The organism is Larkinella harenae, from assembly GCF_054780515.1.
This window is the reverse complement of the sequence record NZ_BAAGWE010000013.1, coordinates 65,126-80,087: the sequence shown is the minus strand read 5'-3', so window position 1 is coordinate 80,087 and position 14,962 is coordinate 65,126. Positions and strand designations below refer to the sequence as shown.

At 52.2% G+C, this 14,962-nt stretch carries 13 protein-coding genes; 9 read left to right on the top strand and 4 right to left on the bottom strand.

What is annotated here, in order from left to right; translation table 11 throughout:
* A partial coding sequence (locus tag ACYVH9_RS29320) for a fasciclin domain-containing protein (protein ID WP_460640011.1) occupies nt 1–295 on the bottom strand: 295 nt, incomplete at its 3' end.
* A gap of 305 nt (nt 296–600) precedes the next feature.
* Between ACYVH9_RS29320 and ACYVH9_RS29315 the strand changes: the two genes are divergently transcribed.
* The 4 genes from ACYVH9_RS29315 (at nt 601) to ACYVH9_RS29300 (ending at nt 5,903) form a co-directional block, all read left to right on the top strand.
* On the top strand, nt 601–1,212 hold the full coding sequence (locus ACYVH9_RS29315) for an RNA polymerase sigma factor (protein WP_460640010.1): 612 nt from the start codon (nt 601–603) through the stop codon (nt 1,210–1,212).
* Between the two features lie 72 nt (nt 1,213–1,284).
* A complete protein-coding gene (locus tag ACYVH9_RS29310; RefSeq protein WP_460640009.1) occupies nt 1,285–2,307 on the top strand; it encodes a FecR family protein in 1,023 nt (340 codons plus the stop codon).
* A gap of 8 nt (nt 2,308–2,315) precedes the next feature.
* Nucleotides 2,316–4,988: a TonB-dependent receptor gene (locus tag ACYVH9_RS29305; protein WP_460640008.1), complete on the top strand. Its 2,673-nt coding sequence runs from the start codon at nt 2,316–2,318 to the stop codon at nt 4,986–4,988.
* 3 nt (nt 4,989–4,991) lie between these two features.
* On the top strand, nt 4,992–5,903 hold the full coding sequence (locus tag ACYVH9_RS29300) for a DUF4249 family protein (protein WP_460640007.1): 912 nt from the start codon (nt 4,992–4,994) through the stop codon (nt 5,901–5,903).
* A gap of 361 nt (nt 5,904–6,264) precedes the next feature.
* Here the strand turns inward: ACYVH9_RS29300 and ACYVH9_RS29295 are convergent, their stop codons facing one another.
* The 3 genes from ACYVH9_RS29295 to ACYVH9_RS29285 all read right to left on the bottom strand — a co-directional run bounded on the left by ACYVH9_RS29295 (nt 6,265) and on the right by ACYVH9_RS29285 (nt 8,964).
* Nucleotides 6,265–7,593, bottom strand: a complete 1,329-nt coding sequence (locus ACYVH9_RS29295; RefSeq protein ID WP_460640006.1) for a serine hydrolase — start codon at nt 7,591–7,593, stop codon at nt 6,265–6,267.
* 111 nt (nt 7,594–7,704) lie between these two features.
* Nucleotides 7,705–8,334 carry a helix-turn-helix domain-containing protein gene (locus ACYVH9_RS29290; protein ID WP_460640005.1) on the bottom strand — a complete coding sequence of 210 codons (630 nt, stop codon included), beginning with the start codon at nt 8,332–8,334 and terminating at the stop codon, nt 7,705–7,707.
* A gap of 396 nt (nt 8,335–8,730) precedes the next feature.
* Nucleotides 8,731–8,964, bottom strand: coding sequence for a hypothetical protein (locus tag ACYVH9_RS29285; protein ID WP_460640004.1), 234 nt, complete (start codon nt 8,962–8,964; stop codon nt 8,731–8,733).
* A gap of 181 nt (nt 8,965–9,145) precedes the next feature.
* Here ACYVH9_RS29285 and ACYVH9_RS29280 point away from each other — a divergent pair, with 181 nt between their 5' ends.
* The 5 genes from ACYVH9_RS29280 to ggt all read left to right on the top strand — a co-directional run bounded on the left by ACYVH9_RS29280 (nt 9,146) and on the right by ggt (nt 14,952).
* On the top strand, nt 9,146–9,772 hold the full coding sequence (locus tag ACYVH9_RS29280) for a carbohydrate-binding family 9-like protein (RefSeq protein WP_460640003.1): 627 nt from the start codon (nt 9,146–9,148) through the stop codon (nt 9,770–9,772).
* A 171-nt stretch (nt 9,773–9,943) separates the two neighbouring features.
* Entirely contained in the window at nt 9,944–11,041 is a 1,098-nt protein-coding gene (locus ACYVH9_RS29275) for a bile acid:sodium symporter family protein (protein WP_460640002.1), read from the top strand.
* Between the two features lie 64 nt (nt 11,042–11,105).
* Nucleotides 11,106–12,578, top strand: coding sequence for a M81 family metallopeptidase (locus ACYVH9_RS29270; RefSeq protein ID WP_460640001.1), 1,473 nt, complete (start codon nt 11,106–11,108; stop codon nt 12,576–12,578).
* A 64-nt stretch (nt 12,579–12,642) separates the two neighbouring features.
* The gene (locus ACYVH9_RS29265; protein ID WP_460640000.1) at nt 12,643–13,173 is read left to right on the top strand and encodes a RidA family protein; all 531 of its coding nucleotides are present in this window, start codon (nt 12,643–12,645) and stop codon (nt 13,171–13,173) included.
* A gap of 12 nt (nt 13,174–13,185) precedes the next feature.
* A complete protein-coding gene (ggt, locus tag ACYVH9_RS29260) occupies nt 13,186–14,952 on the top strand; it encodes a gamma-glutamyltransferase (protein ID WP_460639999.1) in 1,767 nt (588 codons plus the stop codon).
* Nucleotides 14,953–14,962: the final 10 nt, after the last annotated feature.

Genomic DNA, 14,962 nt, shown 5'->3' with positions numbered 1-14,962 from the left:
TGATGGCGGCTTCATTGGCAAAGCCAGCGGCCTGGAAGGCCGCGTTGGTGGGGGCAAACACGGTGAGTGTCCCCGACCGGAGGGCATCGGCTAAGCCCGCCCGAACGACGGCGGCTTCCAGGAGGCTGAAGTCATTGTTACTAACGACGATATCGGTGATGGTTTGCGGGGCTGGTGGATCGGTCGTGTCGTCTTTGTTACAGCTTGCGAGGGTAACCAGCATCGAGCTGGCCACCAGCAGGACCGCCAGGTTGCGGTGGTAGAAGGATCGGATCAAAGATCGAACGGATGTCATAAACATGGTTATAAGATGTGGTATGAAACAATGGCCCCGAGGGGTCTTTCATCTCATAGTGCGGGGCCTTGACCCGATCTCACAAATTTTTTTTTACTTTTTTTAAAGTAATTTTGGCGGGACCCGATTGCATCATCTTTCAATCGTTGAAGCCGAATTATCCCGATGAAGGATGAGCCGGGTAAACGTGGCTTATCGGAAACCAGATGGATTTCTGGCTACCTACACGTATTCTGATGGATGAAAACATTTTAATTGACCAAGGGGTTACCCACTTTGTCACCGATGAACCCTAACCCACAAGTATGCCCCAATCCATGCCTGAAATCCCCCAGTCGTTATGGCATGGCCTGCAACAGCAAGATTCAGCCAGTTTGAGCGCCTTATACCGATTGACCTACCATGACCTTCTCAATTTTGGGATGTACTTTGGTTTTACGGCGACGGTCACCAAAGACGCTATTAATCAGATTTATGCTGACCTGTGGGAACGGGGTAAAAACTTGCCTGAGGTAGCCAATATCCGCTCCTACCTGATTACGGCTCTCCGTCGCAAGCTGATCAAAGAGTTTAGCCGTGGGGAACGGTATACGGAACTGACCGATCTAGAAGTCGATATCGAGCCGTCCTACGAGGAAATCATTGTGCAGGGACAGGAGCAGGAGGACCTTCGCAACCGGCTCCGTCAGGCCATCGGGCAACTTACTCCGCGCCAGCGCGAACTGATCGAAATGCGCTTCTTTCGCAATAAGCGCAATGAAGAAATTGCCGAGGAGACCGGGATGAACATCAATACTGTCTACAACACCCTCTCATCGGCCCTCAAAGTGCTGCGACAGACACTAACCATTGGTTCGAAAGAAAAAATTGGGATCATTCACATCTGGTGGCTGATTTTTCTTCTATTCGGTTTGTGAGATTTTGTATTCTACCCGTACTATTAATCAGAACCAAAAATCCGGCCCTCTTTCCGGTTACCCACGGCATTCATGGAGTTTAATAAATATACGACTGACGATTTTCTACTGGACGACAGTTTCGTTGCCTACCGAAGGGGCAGCGATCCAGCCGCCATTGCTTTTTGGACGAACTGGCAGCGCAGCCACCCCCCTAATCTGTCAGCCTTCCAAGAAGCGGAGCAGATTTACGATATGCTGAATGGCCAAAAGCCAGATATGGAGCAATCGCTGGCTGAGCTAAAAGGCTTGATCAGCGATCGCGAAAAAAGCCCGTCTGTCGATTGGTCGCCCAAACGCTCCGTATTTCGGTCCCGGGCTGGAGTGCCCCGGACTAGATTGTCCCGGACTTGGTGGCTTCTGGCCGCTTCGCTGGTACTGGTCAGTGGCTTTTTGGGCTACTACATGTGGAAAAGCCAGCCGATTATTTACCAGACTGCTTACGGGGAGCAGAAAGCGGTTGAGCTACCCGATGGATCACGGATTACGCTAAACAGCCATTCACGCGTTGAATACCGGCAGACCTGGAATCAGGACCGGGAGGTTAAGCTGGATGGAGAAGCGTTTTTTGCGGTGCAGCATCTGAGCACAAATGCCCCCTTCCGAATCGCAACCAATGGACCGTTTCGGGTGGAAGTCGTGGGAACCGAATTCACTATGACCAGCCGTGCGAACCGCAAACGGGTGGTCTTGAACCAGGGAAAAGTACGGGTCAGCGGCAATTCCGGTGGACAGACGCTGACATTAGCGCCGGGACAAATGGCCGAGCTGGACAGTGTTAGCGGAATGATCAGTCGTCGAAATGTGCAACCGGACCGGTATGACGCCTGGCTACGGCATCAACTGGTTTTTGATAACGTGACGCTGACCGAAGCCATCCAATTGATTGAGGATCAATTCGGGATGAAAATCCAGGTCAAGTCACCTGCCGATCAGGATCGCCGGTTTGTCGGTATTTTGCCCCTAAAAGACCCCGAAAATGTGCTGAATATCGTAGCCCGATACAACGGTTTGCGGGTTGAACGTGCTGGTGTTACGTATGTCCTGACTCGGTAAACCACGCGATGGATACATCAGTACGCAATCGTACACGCGCTTACCTCTGGAAGTACTGCACGTTAATGGGCTTTCTGTTGATTGGTCTATTCGCCCGTGCGCAAACACCTGTGGCGCTGGAAAGTTTGCTGCAAACGTTAAACCAAAAGCGGGGAATTTATTTTCTGTACGATAAAGGGTTGCTGAATGGCCTGACGGTGGGCGGGCCGGTCAACTGGAAAGACGCCACCGAAACGATTTTATCAACGGCCCTGACCGGAACCGGGCTGCACTTCCGAAAACTGGATGGATGCTATTTGATCGAGGCCGATCGGGCGAAGCCGAAGGAACCCTTACCATCGTCTCGTGCCGTAAGAAAGGTTCTCGTCAGCGGTTTTGTGCGCGAAATGGGCAGCCGGGAGCGGGTCAACGGCGCGACGGTGTACGCAGGAAATTCTTCCACGACCACAAATCGGTATGGCTACTACGCGCTTTCCGTTCCTACCAGCGATTCCGTCGAACTGGTAGTTTCCATGGTTGGCTATCAGCGATTTTATCAGCGACTAAGCCCCAAAGCCCCCATTTCGCTGGATATTGAAATGACTTCCAACAATGTATTGGACGAAGTGGTGCTGACAAATGCCACTGGCCAAAATGCCTTTGGCTCAGCTAAAACCGGTCAGTTGATACTCCCGGCGGCACAAATTGCCCAAACGCCCGCGCTGCTGGGCGAAAAAGATGTACTGCGTACCTTGCAGTTTGTTGCGGGCATTCAGCCGGGGCTAAACGGCCAGGTGGGTCTGCACGTCCGGGGAGGTGGGGCGGACCAAAACCTGTTGCTGCTCGACGAAGCGCCGGTTTATAATGCCAATCACCTGTTTGGTTTTTTCTCGGCGTTCAATGTCGATGCGCTAAAGGATGTAAAACTCGAAAAAGGCGGTTTTTCTTCCCGCTACGGGGGCCGTTTGTCGTCGGTGGTGGACATGACCATGCGGGACGGAAATAAACAGGAATTCAAAGGTTCGGTCGGGACCGGTCTTGTTGCGTCCCGCCTGCTGGTAGAGGGGCCGCTGGTGCGCGATAAAGCGTCGTTTCTGCTGGCCGCCCGGCACTCCAACCTGAGCCCGGTACTCGGTAAGTTCGTTGCATCCGTGATTGAAAATTTTACCGGTACGGCCTGGAAGGCTAATTTCTACGACATTAATGCCAAACTAAACGCTACTATTGATCGTCGGAATACGGTCTTTCTGAGCGGGTATTTTGGCCGGAATTACTTTGGGGGAGGAGACAGCATAACCCGGGTGCAACGGTGGGACAACGTCCTGACCTGGCAGAACCAGACGGGTAACCTTCGCTGGAACCACTTGTTCTCAGAAAAACTTTTCAGCAATACATCGCTAGTTTTCAGTAATTATGATTTCGAAACCCATCGAAAATTCATCCGGACGGTGGAGCCGAACGCGGGTCAGATAAACAATCTCTGGCGGTATTTCGACGGCATTACGGACCTGACCTTCAAGGCGGACTTCGACTACTTTCCGGCGACGAACCACCACCTGCAATTCGGCGTAAACAGTACCTACCGTGCCTACCGGCTCAATGGCTTTCAGATTACGACCGTTTCGGCTTTGGGCAACCGAAGTGGGCAGGAACGGACGCAATCACTGGAAACCTCCGCGTATGCGGAAGATCATTGGGATCTGGGCGGCCGAATCAAACTGGACCTCGGCGGACGACTGACGATGTACCGCGTCCACCAGTCAACCTACGTGCGGGCCGAGCCCCGCCTTTCGGTGGCCGTCAAACTCACCGACAAACAGGCGCTTCGGGGTTCGTTGTCCGACATGAATCAGTTTATTCACCTGTTGTCAAACACGGGTTTGGGGTTACCAACTGACCTTTGGGTTCCGGCGACCGATCAGATCAAACCGCAGCGGGCTCGACAGGTGGTTTTGGGGTATGTACATGATTTCAACCCCCGTTGGCAACTAACTGTCGAAGCGTACCAAAAACGGATGAGCCATGTGATCAGCTACCGGGATGCCGCTTCCTTTATCGGAATTACCAGCGCCGAACGCGCGGCTGACTTCAACTGGGAACGGAATGTAACCTCCGGGAACGGCAATGCTTCTGGACTCGAAACGACCCTGCAATCCCGGACAGGTCGCCTGACCGGGTCGCTGAATTACACCTGGGCCGTGACACAGTGGCAGTTTCCCGATCTCAACAGAGGCCGTGAATTTTACCCATTACACGACCGGCGGCACAGCGTTTCGGTGAGTGGTCTGTACCGCTTCACGCCCCGTTTGCACCTGTCGGCGGCCTGGACGTATAGTTCAGGCAACCCCTTCTCGGTACCTGTTTCCGGGGTACCGAGCTTTGGCCATCTGGGACTCGGCAAGGCAGATTTACCCATCACCCCGTCGGAGCTGTTATTTGGTACGGAAACACCCCTGCTTCAAGTACGAACGGCCTTTAGTAATTTTCGGGCCGAAGCCAACCACCGGCTCGATGTGATGCTGGCGGCTGATCTGGGTCGAAAACGCCTGCGGCACCGGATCGAACTGGGGGCCGTCAATGTATACGGTCGTCGGAATCCCTTTTTTTACGATCTGAGGCTGAACAGGGACGGTGCACTTTCGCTCCGTCGGGTGTCGTTGTTCACCTTTGTGCCATCGCTAAACTACCTTTTTTCCTTTTGAGCCATGCGATACCTGCTATTCTTTCTGGGCACGTTGCTGGCGGGGGGCTGTATCCGCTCGGTCGATGAGCTTTCAGTCGATGTGTTGCCAATTGATCGGGTGACAAAACCGTATGTTATCTGCTTCATTTCTCCGCAGGACACGGTGATAGCGGCCAAAGTCGCCATGTCGGAACCGAGGATTGTTTCGTCCTTTGCGGAATCGCTGGTTGTCAAAGATGCGGTTGTCCTGCTAAGTGACAGCAGTCAGAGCATTCAACTCGTTTACAACGACAAGCTGATGTATTACCGCGCGGTTCCCGGCAACGGGTTTCGAATCCGCTCTGGAGGAACCTACCGCCTGACGGTCAGCATGAGCGGCAACCGCAGCGTGACGGCGGAAGCCACAGTACCGGAAGTTATTCCACTCGAAGGAATTGCGATTGACTCCACGGTTTCCCGCAACAGTGCCGATGCTGCCTTGACAACCTACACCACAACACTTTCCTGGAGCGCACCGGCGAAGCCAAAACCCGGACAACCCGCGAGTTACTACCGGGGGTGGGCTGAGGTGAATCAAACTGTTGTTGACGCAGCGACCGGGCTTCTGATAAGTCGCCAGACGAGCCGCCCTGCGTTCTACCTGGACCGGGAAACCGGTCAGATAGGTGAGCGACGCTTCATAAACGGTACGCACACGCTGCTATCGGGTCCTCAAACCGGTACGCAGACAAAGCAAATTGTGGGGGCACTTTTCACCACCGACGAAAACTATTACCGCTACCACATCGCCCTGCGGGAACAGTTTGTGAGTCAGGGGCAATATTTCGCGGAACCGACCGTGCTCTTTTCGAATATTGTGGGGGGATACGGCGTATTTGCGGCCTACAACGGCTCGTACCTAATCTTGGGCGAAACCAAACGCTCACCGCGGTGAAAATAAGCTATAATCGATGGATTGATTGGCACCAAGCCATACAACAAATCCTGATCAATAACTTGTCAACACATCCGGCCTCATTGGCTACCGTTGCCCTTATTTTCTATAATTTTGGTTGAACCAGCGTAACGTCGTGCAGGAAAAGCGATTTATTCAAACCGGACATTCGTTCAGTGAAAATGAACTTGGTGGATTAACCTAAACCAGGAGTTTATTCGCTACTTTTTCGACTAGTTTTTTGCCTGTATCCCTTTGATATAGAGTCTGTTAAGTGCCTATTTATATAGCTAAGCTTAAGAAGTCTATCGGCTCATTGAGAAAGGTTTTGGCCGAAATCTGAAGTATATCAACGTAACGCTTACTCTTTTTTGGGACAGATCATTGTTTGTGCCCCCAGCGTAAAGGATAAATTCGTCACTTGGCCCGAGGCATTGCGATTAAACGTAACACCCAGATGCTCCTTCCCGTCGTCCAATAAAAAATAGTCCTTTTTCTGGGCGTACAGTTCCTGTTTCCGGTTCGTGGTTGCCTTCAGGTGGTTCTGCTCGACGGTTACCTTGATCCATTCCCCCGGCCGCAGTTCATACGCACCCACGTATTCCCGCAGTTCCGACGGGCTGAGCTGAACCATATTGCGGGCGGGTAGCTGATAAGGCTGGTGGTAGAGAATGGCCAGGATTTTATGGGTGATGCTATGCAGATCCACCTCTTCGATGTTGTTGAGTATAACGATGCAGATATCATCGGCTGGAACACGGGCTAACTCCGACTTAAATCCCCAGATATCACCACTGTGCCAGACCACTTTGGCCCCGGCCACCGAATCAATGATCCAGCCATAGCCGTAGTTGCTCTTGACCGGCTGATAGGCCTGATGGAGTAACGGCAGACCAACGATCTTTCCCGCCTGTAACCCCTGGTGCCATTTAAAAAGATCCCCAATGGTTGAATATATGGCTCCGGCGGCACGAGGCCCCTCGTAATTGATGAGCGTTGCCGCCTGCACCGTATCGCTTTCCGGGTATTCCCAGTAGCCCGTTGCCTTGTGTTTACTGGCCAGGCTTTTAAAATCAAAGCCGCTGTGGTTCATCCGAAGCGGATTGAAGAGGTAAGCCCTAACGGCCTCGTAATAACTCATGCCCGTTACCCGCTCGATGATATAACCCAGCAGAATGTAGCCCGCATTGCTGTATTTCCAGTCCGTTCCCGGGCTAAAATCAAACGGTTGGTCTTTGAAAGACGCCAGAAACCGGTCTTCATCGGAACCCACCGCCGTCTTCACCTCCGATTCTTGGTTAGTTATGCCGGAGGTGTGGGCGAGCAACTGTTCGATTGTGATGCTGTCGCCTTTGGGAAAGTAGGGATAAAACCGGGCTACTTTATCGGCCAGTGAGAGTTGATTTAATTCGACCAGCTTTAGGACCAGCGTTGCGGTAAACGTCTTGGTGACCGAAGCAATCTGGTAGACGGTGGCGGTGTCATTGAGCGTCTTCTTCCGCACATCCTGGTAGCCATAGCCTTTCTGGAATAAGACTTTTCCCTGCGTGGCCACGAGGATGCTGCCGTTTAATTTCCCTAAGTGGGCGTAAGCCTCTACCAACTCGCCAATTTGCTGTTCGACGCGCTGTGCATGAGTCCTAAAAGCCCAGCCGCTCATCACCAGTAAAAAAAAGATAGCTCTGTTCATCAGTTGGGTGGAATGCTCCGTTTGGATTGAGGTTGCAAATTTCCACGCCTTAGCTTTTTTGCCCCTGAAAACAGAACGACATTTTCCCGACAATTACATGACAGGGTTGATTTACAGAAACTTAGGAACCTTGTCTAGAAAAGGAGCCGGATCGGGCAAGTGCAAGGCGATCCGAAACAGGAAGAATACGTTAACGATCAGGCAAATGAAATACACCGGGATAAATACGGGTAAAGGCCCGCCTACTGGCACCGACAATCCGGCTAACAGCAAGGGAATAGCCAGCATCATACCCAGGGTAACGAGCGTCCAAAGAATCTGGAAACTGATCATCTGCCGACCGCGCTCCTGAACCAGTTGATCGTGTCGCCGTCGCCAGAGCAGGATGGCCGGTACGATAATATTGGACAGCGGTATCACGATCCCGGCCAGCGCGCTCCAATTCAGGATCAGCAGGTAACTTAAGGTGGCTGAAGGCAGGGGCGGGTCGGATGTCGGCGGTGGCGAAGCAATTAACGCATCGGGGCTTACCTGCAAAGCCGTAGCCAATGTACGCAGGGTATAGGCACTCCCGATGGATTCGCCTTTTTCAAGCCGCTGGATGGTCCGGACCGAAAGACTAGCTAGCTCGGCCAGTTCTTCCTGGGAGAGATTACGCAATCGTCGGTACTTTTTTACCCGGTCGCCCACCTGCTCGCTTTCACCACGTACCGGTACGATCGGAGGCTGTTTACGTTCCATCAGCGCAACAAAATTTTAACTCAAAGCTATTGAATAATGCTCAGACTGTCTCAATTTCAGGCCATAACCGCTACCTTGATAAAATAAGGAGAGTTGATTAAGTGGATTGAATCTCCGTCAAAGGCGGTTTCAATAAACGCCCAACCATAGAGGTATTCAATGAAGTTTTATCCGTCTTCATGGCGGAGCCTTCCCTGAAAGAAAGCTTTGCTAAAGTTAGCTTATTCAGTAAGTGTAATTCATGCCAGTCGATTCATGGAAACGGTAGTTGAAAAATTATGATATCTTCTCGTCGATAACTACCCCTGTAAGGTAAGTGATTTTGATGCGCTCAACCAACTCTTGCCCGAAGGTTGCAGTCCTATTCATCAGTCAGTTTTTAGTGTTTGACGGTTCCTATCTTTTTTGAAAAGCAAATAAATCATAGAGATCATGAGCGAGTCGCCCTAATACTACTCCCACAGCTTGCGTTTCGTACAATTTTGTTGTTTCACAACGCACAAGCCAACCTGATGATAATGCCTTCCAAAAAATTGTACCGGAAAAGCGAAAAATAGTATAAGGCTGTCCCGGAAGCGATATATAAATTTGTTTTTGATTAAGATCGTTATTTATTATTTGGTTCTTCATAGTTATTACAGCGTAAATGCATCCCACTTTGTATAATAATCCTTATTTTTTTTGGAAGCCTGTGAGTTTCTTCCAGCTGCTAAAAGTATTTCTTTCGACACTTGTAGTCGTCTGTCTGTTAGGAGCTGCTGTGCGAGTTCAGGCCCAGTCAGCCTACAAAGTCACCAGGCTGAAAAAACCGATGAAGATTGATGGCGCGTGGGATAAAAAGGAGTGGAAGCGCGCCAATTCCGTGAAAATTACCCAATACATGGGTGCTATTCCAAAATTTACACCCGAAACGGAAGCCAAGCTTTTATACGACGACAATAATATTTATTTGATTTTCAAGGTAAAAGATCAGTTTGTAAAAAGCACGGTGACGGAATACAACGGCAATGTCTCCGGTGATTCCTGCGTCGAATTCTTCTTTGCGCCGGATAGCGACACCCCCCTGCACTATTTTAATCTGGAGGTAAACGCCGGAGGAACACCCCTGATCTTTTACGTCACCAAACCGTGGACGACGTTTACCAAACTGGACGCCAAAAGCATCGACCAAATCGAAATTGCGCATTCCTTACCAAAGGTGATTGATCCCGAACTCACCGAACCCGTTACCTGGACGATCGAATGCCGCATTCCCTTCTCACTATTAAAACAGTTTTCAAACCTGACAATTCCTAAGCCTGGTGCTGTCTGGAAGGCAAATTTCTATAAAACCGGGAGCCGAACCAGTAACCCGCATTGGCTGACCTGGTCGTTCGTCGATCATCCCAAACCCAACTTTCATTTACCCGAATTCTTCGGTAAAATTCTGTTTGAATAATCCGATGGGGTGGACTTATTCACGGACGTGATCGCGCGGAAATGGCTGTGAAGGGCCACCGGCAGGAACCGGATTGAAATCGTTAGGATTGGTTTGCGGGGTCGCCAACGACCCATGACAAAGACGCAAGTAGATGCGTTTAAAAAGATTGACTTCTAAACCCATACACTTTTGAATAAACGGCTGATTTACGGGGGTATTCTAACGGTGGCCCTGGGCTGCCTGATGTACACCGGGTACCAGATGTCTGTTGGATACTTGGCCGAAGCCGGGCCGGCTTTTGTGTTGGGCATGGTTTTATTATCCATTGCTTTCCGGGGTTTTGCGCCAGTAAAAGGATTGGCTTTCACGGTTTTTATCTTGGGGGTAACCGTTATGGCCCTGTATTATCCCGGTTATTTTCTCCAAGTAAACGGGTTCGAGTTGGCCACACTGATTACCCCGCTGATTCAATTGATCATGTTTGGTACCGGCTGCTCGATGGGCGTAAAAGATTTTATCGCGTTGTCGAAGTCGCCCAAATCGGTTATAGTCGGCGTCATTGCCCAGTACACCGTTATGCCCGTGATGAGCTATATCCTTGCCAATGTCATGGGTTTTCCTGCCGAGATCGCGGCCGGTTTGATTTTGCTCGGATGTGCCTCTACGTCCGTAACGGCCAGTTTATTCAGCTTGCTGGCCAAAGCCAATGTGGCGCTGGCGATTACCATCACCTCGATTACGACCCTCATGGCTCCGCTGTTGATTCCGCTGCTGATGAAATTATTCGCGGGCGGCTACATTGAGATTGATGTACTGGGCATGTTGTGGAGCATGATGAAAATGGTGTTGCTACCCATCGGGGCTGGATTGCTCTTTAACAAAGTAACCAGCGGCAATGCCCGATGGTTACAGGAGGCCATGCCGTATGTTTCGATGGGGGGTATCATTCTGATCAATGCCATTATTATCGCATCGGGCCGGGAAAGCATTCTAACCATCGGACTGCGGTTGCTGCTGGCGGTTTTGTTGCTGCTGGTTTCCGGCTTCACGTTAGGGTATTGGATAGGACGGCTTTTGCGGTTGGACGAAAAAGATTGCCGCACCATCGCCATAACGACCGGGATGCAAAATGCGGGAATGGTTTCCGGCATTGCCAAGGTCATGGGCAAGGTGGGAACCCTCGGACTCGCTTCCGCCATCTGCGGACCGTTGATGGGACTGCCCGCTTCCATGCTGGCTTCCTACTGGGGCAGTTCAACGCAGGAAAAGACTCAAAAGGAACCGTAAACCCGTCGGGCTTTGCGGAAAAAAGCATCGGTTTAGGATTCGGCGACTTTATTAACACTTGAAAATGATGGCGTTACGCGTTGCACTGGTCGGTATTTATCATGAATCAAATACGTTCGTAGAGGGCTTGACCACCCTGGACGATTTTAAAAAAGGACATTACCTGAAAGGGGAAGCCATCCGGCAAGAGTACGAGGGCGCGCACCACGAAATCAGCGGTATGATCGAGGTTCTGGATCGCGCCGGAATTGAACTTATACCGGTCCTGTTTGCTGAGGCCACGCCGGGCGGGCCGGTAGAAGCCCAGACCCTGAACTTTCTGTTGACTGAACTGCTGGAAGGGCTGAAGCAGGCGGGTCCCGTTGATGCGTGTCTGGTGGTTCCGCACGGAGCCGGGGTGAGCCAGACCCAGGCCGATATGGACGGTTATTGGCTGGCGCAGGTCCGGCAACGGGTCGGCCCTGGCATTCCCATTGTCGGTACGCTGGATCTCCACGCCAATGTTAGCCCCCGGATGGTGGAAATGACCGATTGCCTGGTGTCTTATAAGAAAAACCCGCACGTGGATATGCGGCAGACCGGCGAGGAAGCGGCTCGGATTCTGGTGCGGATGCTGAAAGGGGAGGTGCAGCCCCGTCAGGTGTTGATCCAGGCGCCCCTTTCGATCAGCATCGAACAGCAGTTTACCAGCCAGGAGCCTTGCCTGAGTCTGTATAACTTGGCCGCAGCGCTTTCCGGACGGCCGGGCATACTTTCGCTGAGCATTTTACTCGGTTTTCCGTATGCCGATGTGCCGGAGATGGGAACATCGCTGCTGGTGGTTAGCGACGACCGGATTGATCTGGCCACGGAGGTTGGGCACGCGCTTGAGTCGTATCTGATTAAAAACCGGAAGGATTTTGTGGGCGTCAGGAATGATGTCCATCAGGCACTGGATATCGCTGAACGCAGCCCGAAGCCGGTTTTGCTCCTCGATATGGGGGATAACATTGGCGGGGGAAGCCCAGGAAACAATATTTGTATCCTGGAGGGATTACTGGCCACCCCAAAACTCCGGTATTTCGTATGCCTGTACGATCCGGAAGCGGTTCAGACGGCCTTGTCCTATGAACTCAGTGATTCGTTTGAACTGACCATTACGGGAACGGTTCGAGTAGGCGTTAAAAAGCTTTCGTTAGGGGTCCGGCTCGTCACGATTTCCGACGGAAATTTTACGGAAGCTGCGGCCCGGCATGGCGGACAAGTCAATTACGCCATGGGAAAAACGGTGGTCGTCGAGACCAGCGAGGGCAGCCTGATCATGGTAACCACCCGCCGGGTACCTCCCTTTAGCCTGAATCAATTGCTTTCGTGCGGCATTGAACCCGCTGAATTTGACGTCCTGGTTGCCAAAGGAGTGATTGCTCCGCTGGCTGCGTATGCCCCGGTTTGTCAAACGGTGGTGCAGGTCAACACGCCGGGGGTGACTCAGGCTGATATGACCCAACTGGTTCATAAAAATCGTCGTGTTCCTTTATTCCCCTTCGAAGAGGTGTAAAACCGAATTCGGAGAACGTAAACGTAGTTGTTCACCCAAATTGATGTCAGTAATGAAAACCGTTATGAAATTTTTCTTTTCGCTGTTGCTACTGCTAACCCTCACGATACCGGCTAGTCTTGCCCAAAATAGACCGATTGATCCCGAAAAACGAATCAAGGAGCTGGGAATCACGCTGAAAGCGCCGGGTAAGCCGATCGCGAACTTCGTTACGGCCGTGACGGTGGGCAAGCTGGTGTTTGTATCAGGACATGGTCCGGTACAGGCGGACGGCGAATACGTAAAAGGAAAAGTGGGAAAGGAGCTAACCGTCGATCAGGGCAAGGAAGCGGCCCGATTAACCGGCATTTCGCTGCTGGGTGCCCTGAAATCCCATGTCGGTGATCTGAATAAAGTCAAGCGAATTGTGAAAGTATTGGGCATGGTGAATGCGACGCCGGAGTTTGACAAACACCCCCAGGTCATCAACGGCTTCTCGGATCTTATGGTGGATGTTTTCGGCGAAAATGGCCGTCATGCCCGTTCGGCGGTCGGGATGGGTTCGCTGCCAATGGGTATTCCGGTTGAAATTGAGATGATTGTGGAATTAAAATAAAGCGATACGATGATGCGAAAAGGATTGTTGTGGAGTCTACTCATTGCGCTGTTTTCGACAGGCACCGTATGGGCTCAGGCGGCTAAACAAAACCTACGACCACCGGCTATGGGGCGGGAAGGGATGGTTACGGCCGCTCATCCGCTGGCGAGTCTGGCCGGTCAGAAAATGCTGGCAAAGGGCGGCAACGCCATTGATGCCGTGGTGGCCGCTGCGGCTGCGCTCAATGCCGTCGAGCCGTTTATGTCGGGCACGGGTGGCGTGGGGTATATGCTTTTTTATTCAGCCAAGGATAAAAAAGTCCGTTCGCTCGTTTTTGGCGGCTGGGTTCCCAAAAACTTTGATGTTCAGAAAGTGAAGGACATCATCCGCTTTGACGACGGCGCGGGGCACGGTGGCCGGATGGAGGGCATCGGGCCGCGCACGGTGGCGGTACCCGGCAACCTGGCGGGCTGGAACCGGGCCCTGAAAGATTTCGGCACCAAATCCCTCCAGGATGTTTTTGAACCCACGATTCAATACCTCGAACAGGGCGTGACGGTGACGGAATACGATCAGGCCATGTGGGACGGCATCACGCAGCGCGTTGCTCCCCATCCTGAAGCGGCTGCCATCTTCCTCAAACCGGATCAATCGGGCTATAAAGTCGGCGACCAGTTTAGCAACAAGCCGCTGGCGAAAACGATGCGACGGATTGCCAAAGACGGTATTGATGTGTTCTACAAGGGCGAAATTGCCCGGGAAATTGCTGCGGCTTTTCAGAAAGATGGTGGATTTATCACCCTGGAAGACCTGGCCTCCGTACCCGATAAAGTGCAGTGGACCGCCCCGCTTTCGGTGCAATACCGTGGGTATACGGTCTACAACAACCCGCCACCGGGCATGGGCCTGCAACAGCTTCAGACGTTGAAAATCATGGAAGGGTTCGACGTGAAAAAGATGGGCCACAACAGCGCCGAATACCTGGCCCATCTGATGGAAGCCATTGCCCTGAGTCGTCTGGATTCGGATAAATACATCGGCGATCCGGCGTTTGTGAAGGTTCCGGTTAACGAGCTAGTGTCGGAGGAATACATCCAGAAACAGCGCGAAAAGGTGGTGGCCAATGTGAAAAAACGGTTTGCCGATCAGAAAAAACAGTCGTATCGGCTGCGTCCGGAGCCGGTCATTGAGGTTGCCAACAACGACAAATACCGGTATGCGACGACCAGTCTCTCGGCGGTGGATAAGTGGGGCAACGTCGTGGTGATTACCCAGACCCACGGGGGCGGTTTTGGCTCTGGGTATGTGGCCGGTAAAACGGGCGTGGTGTTCAACAATGCGCTGGAGTGGATGAGCCTTCAGCCAGGGCTCGCCAGTAGCTTTGAGCCGGGCAAAGGCGTTAGCTGGTGCATTGGCGGGATGATGCAGTTCCACAAAGCCGGAAAACCGTACCTGGTTGTCGGGTCGCCGGGTAGCTTCGGAATTTTACAATCGGTGCCCCAGGTCGCCATGAACGTCATTGATTTTGGCATGAACATTCAGGATGCCATCAGCGCCCCCCGTTTTCGCTGGAAAGACGAACTGGGCAGCGTACCCGCCAAAGAAGTAATCATCGAAACGCGCATCCCACCCAAAACGCTCCAGACCCTGAAAGAACTCGGCTTCAAGCTGGATACGAGCCTAGGCGACTGGACGATGACGGTGGGCGGGGCGCAGGGCGTCACCATCGATCCTACATCCGGCTGGCTCATGGGCGGGGCCGACCCCCGACGCAATGGATACGCCATTGGATTCTAACTGCTGAACG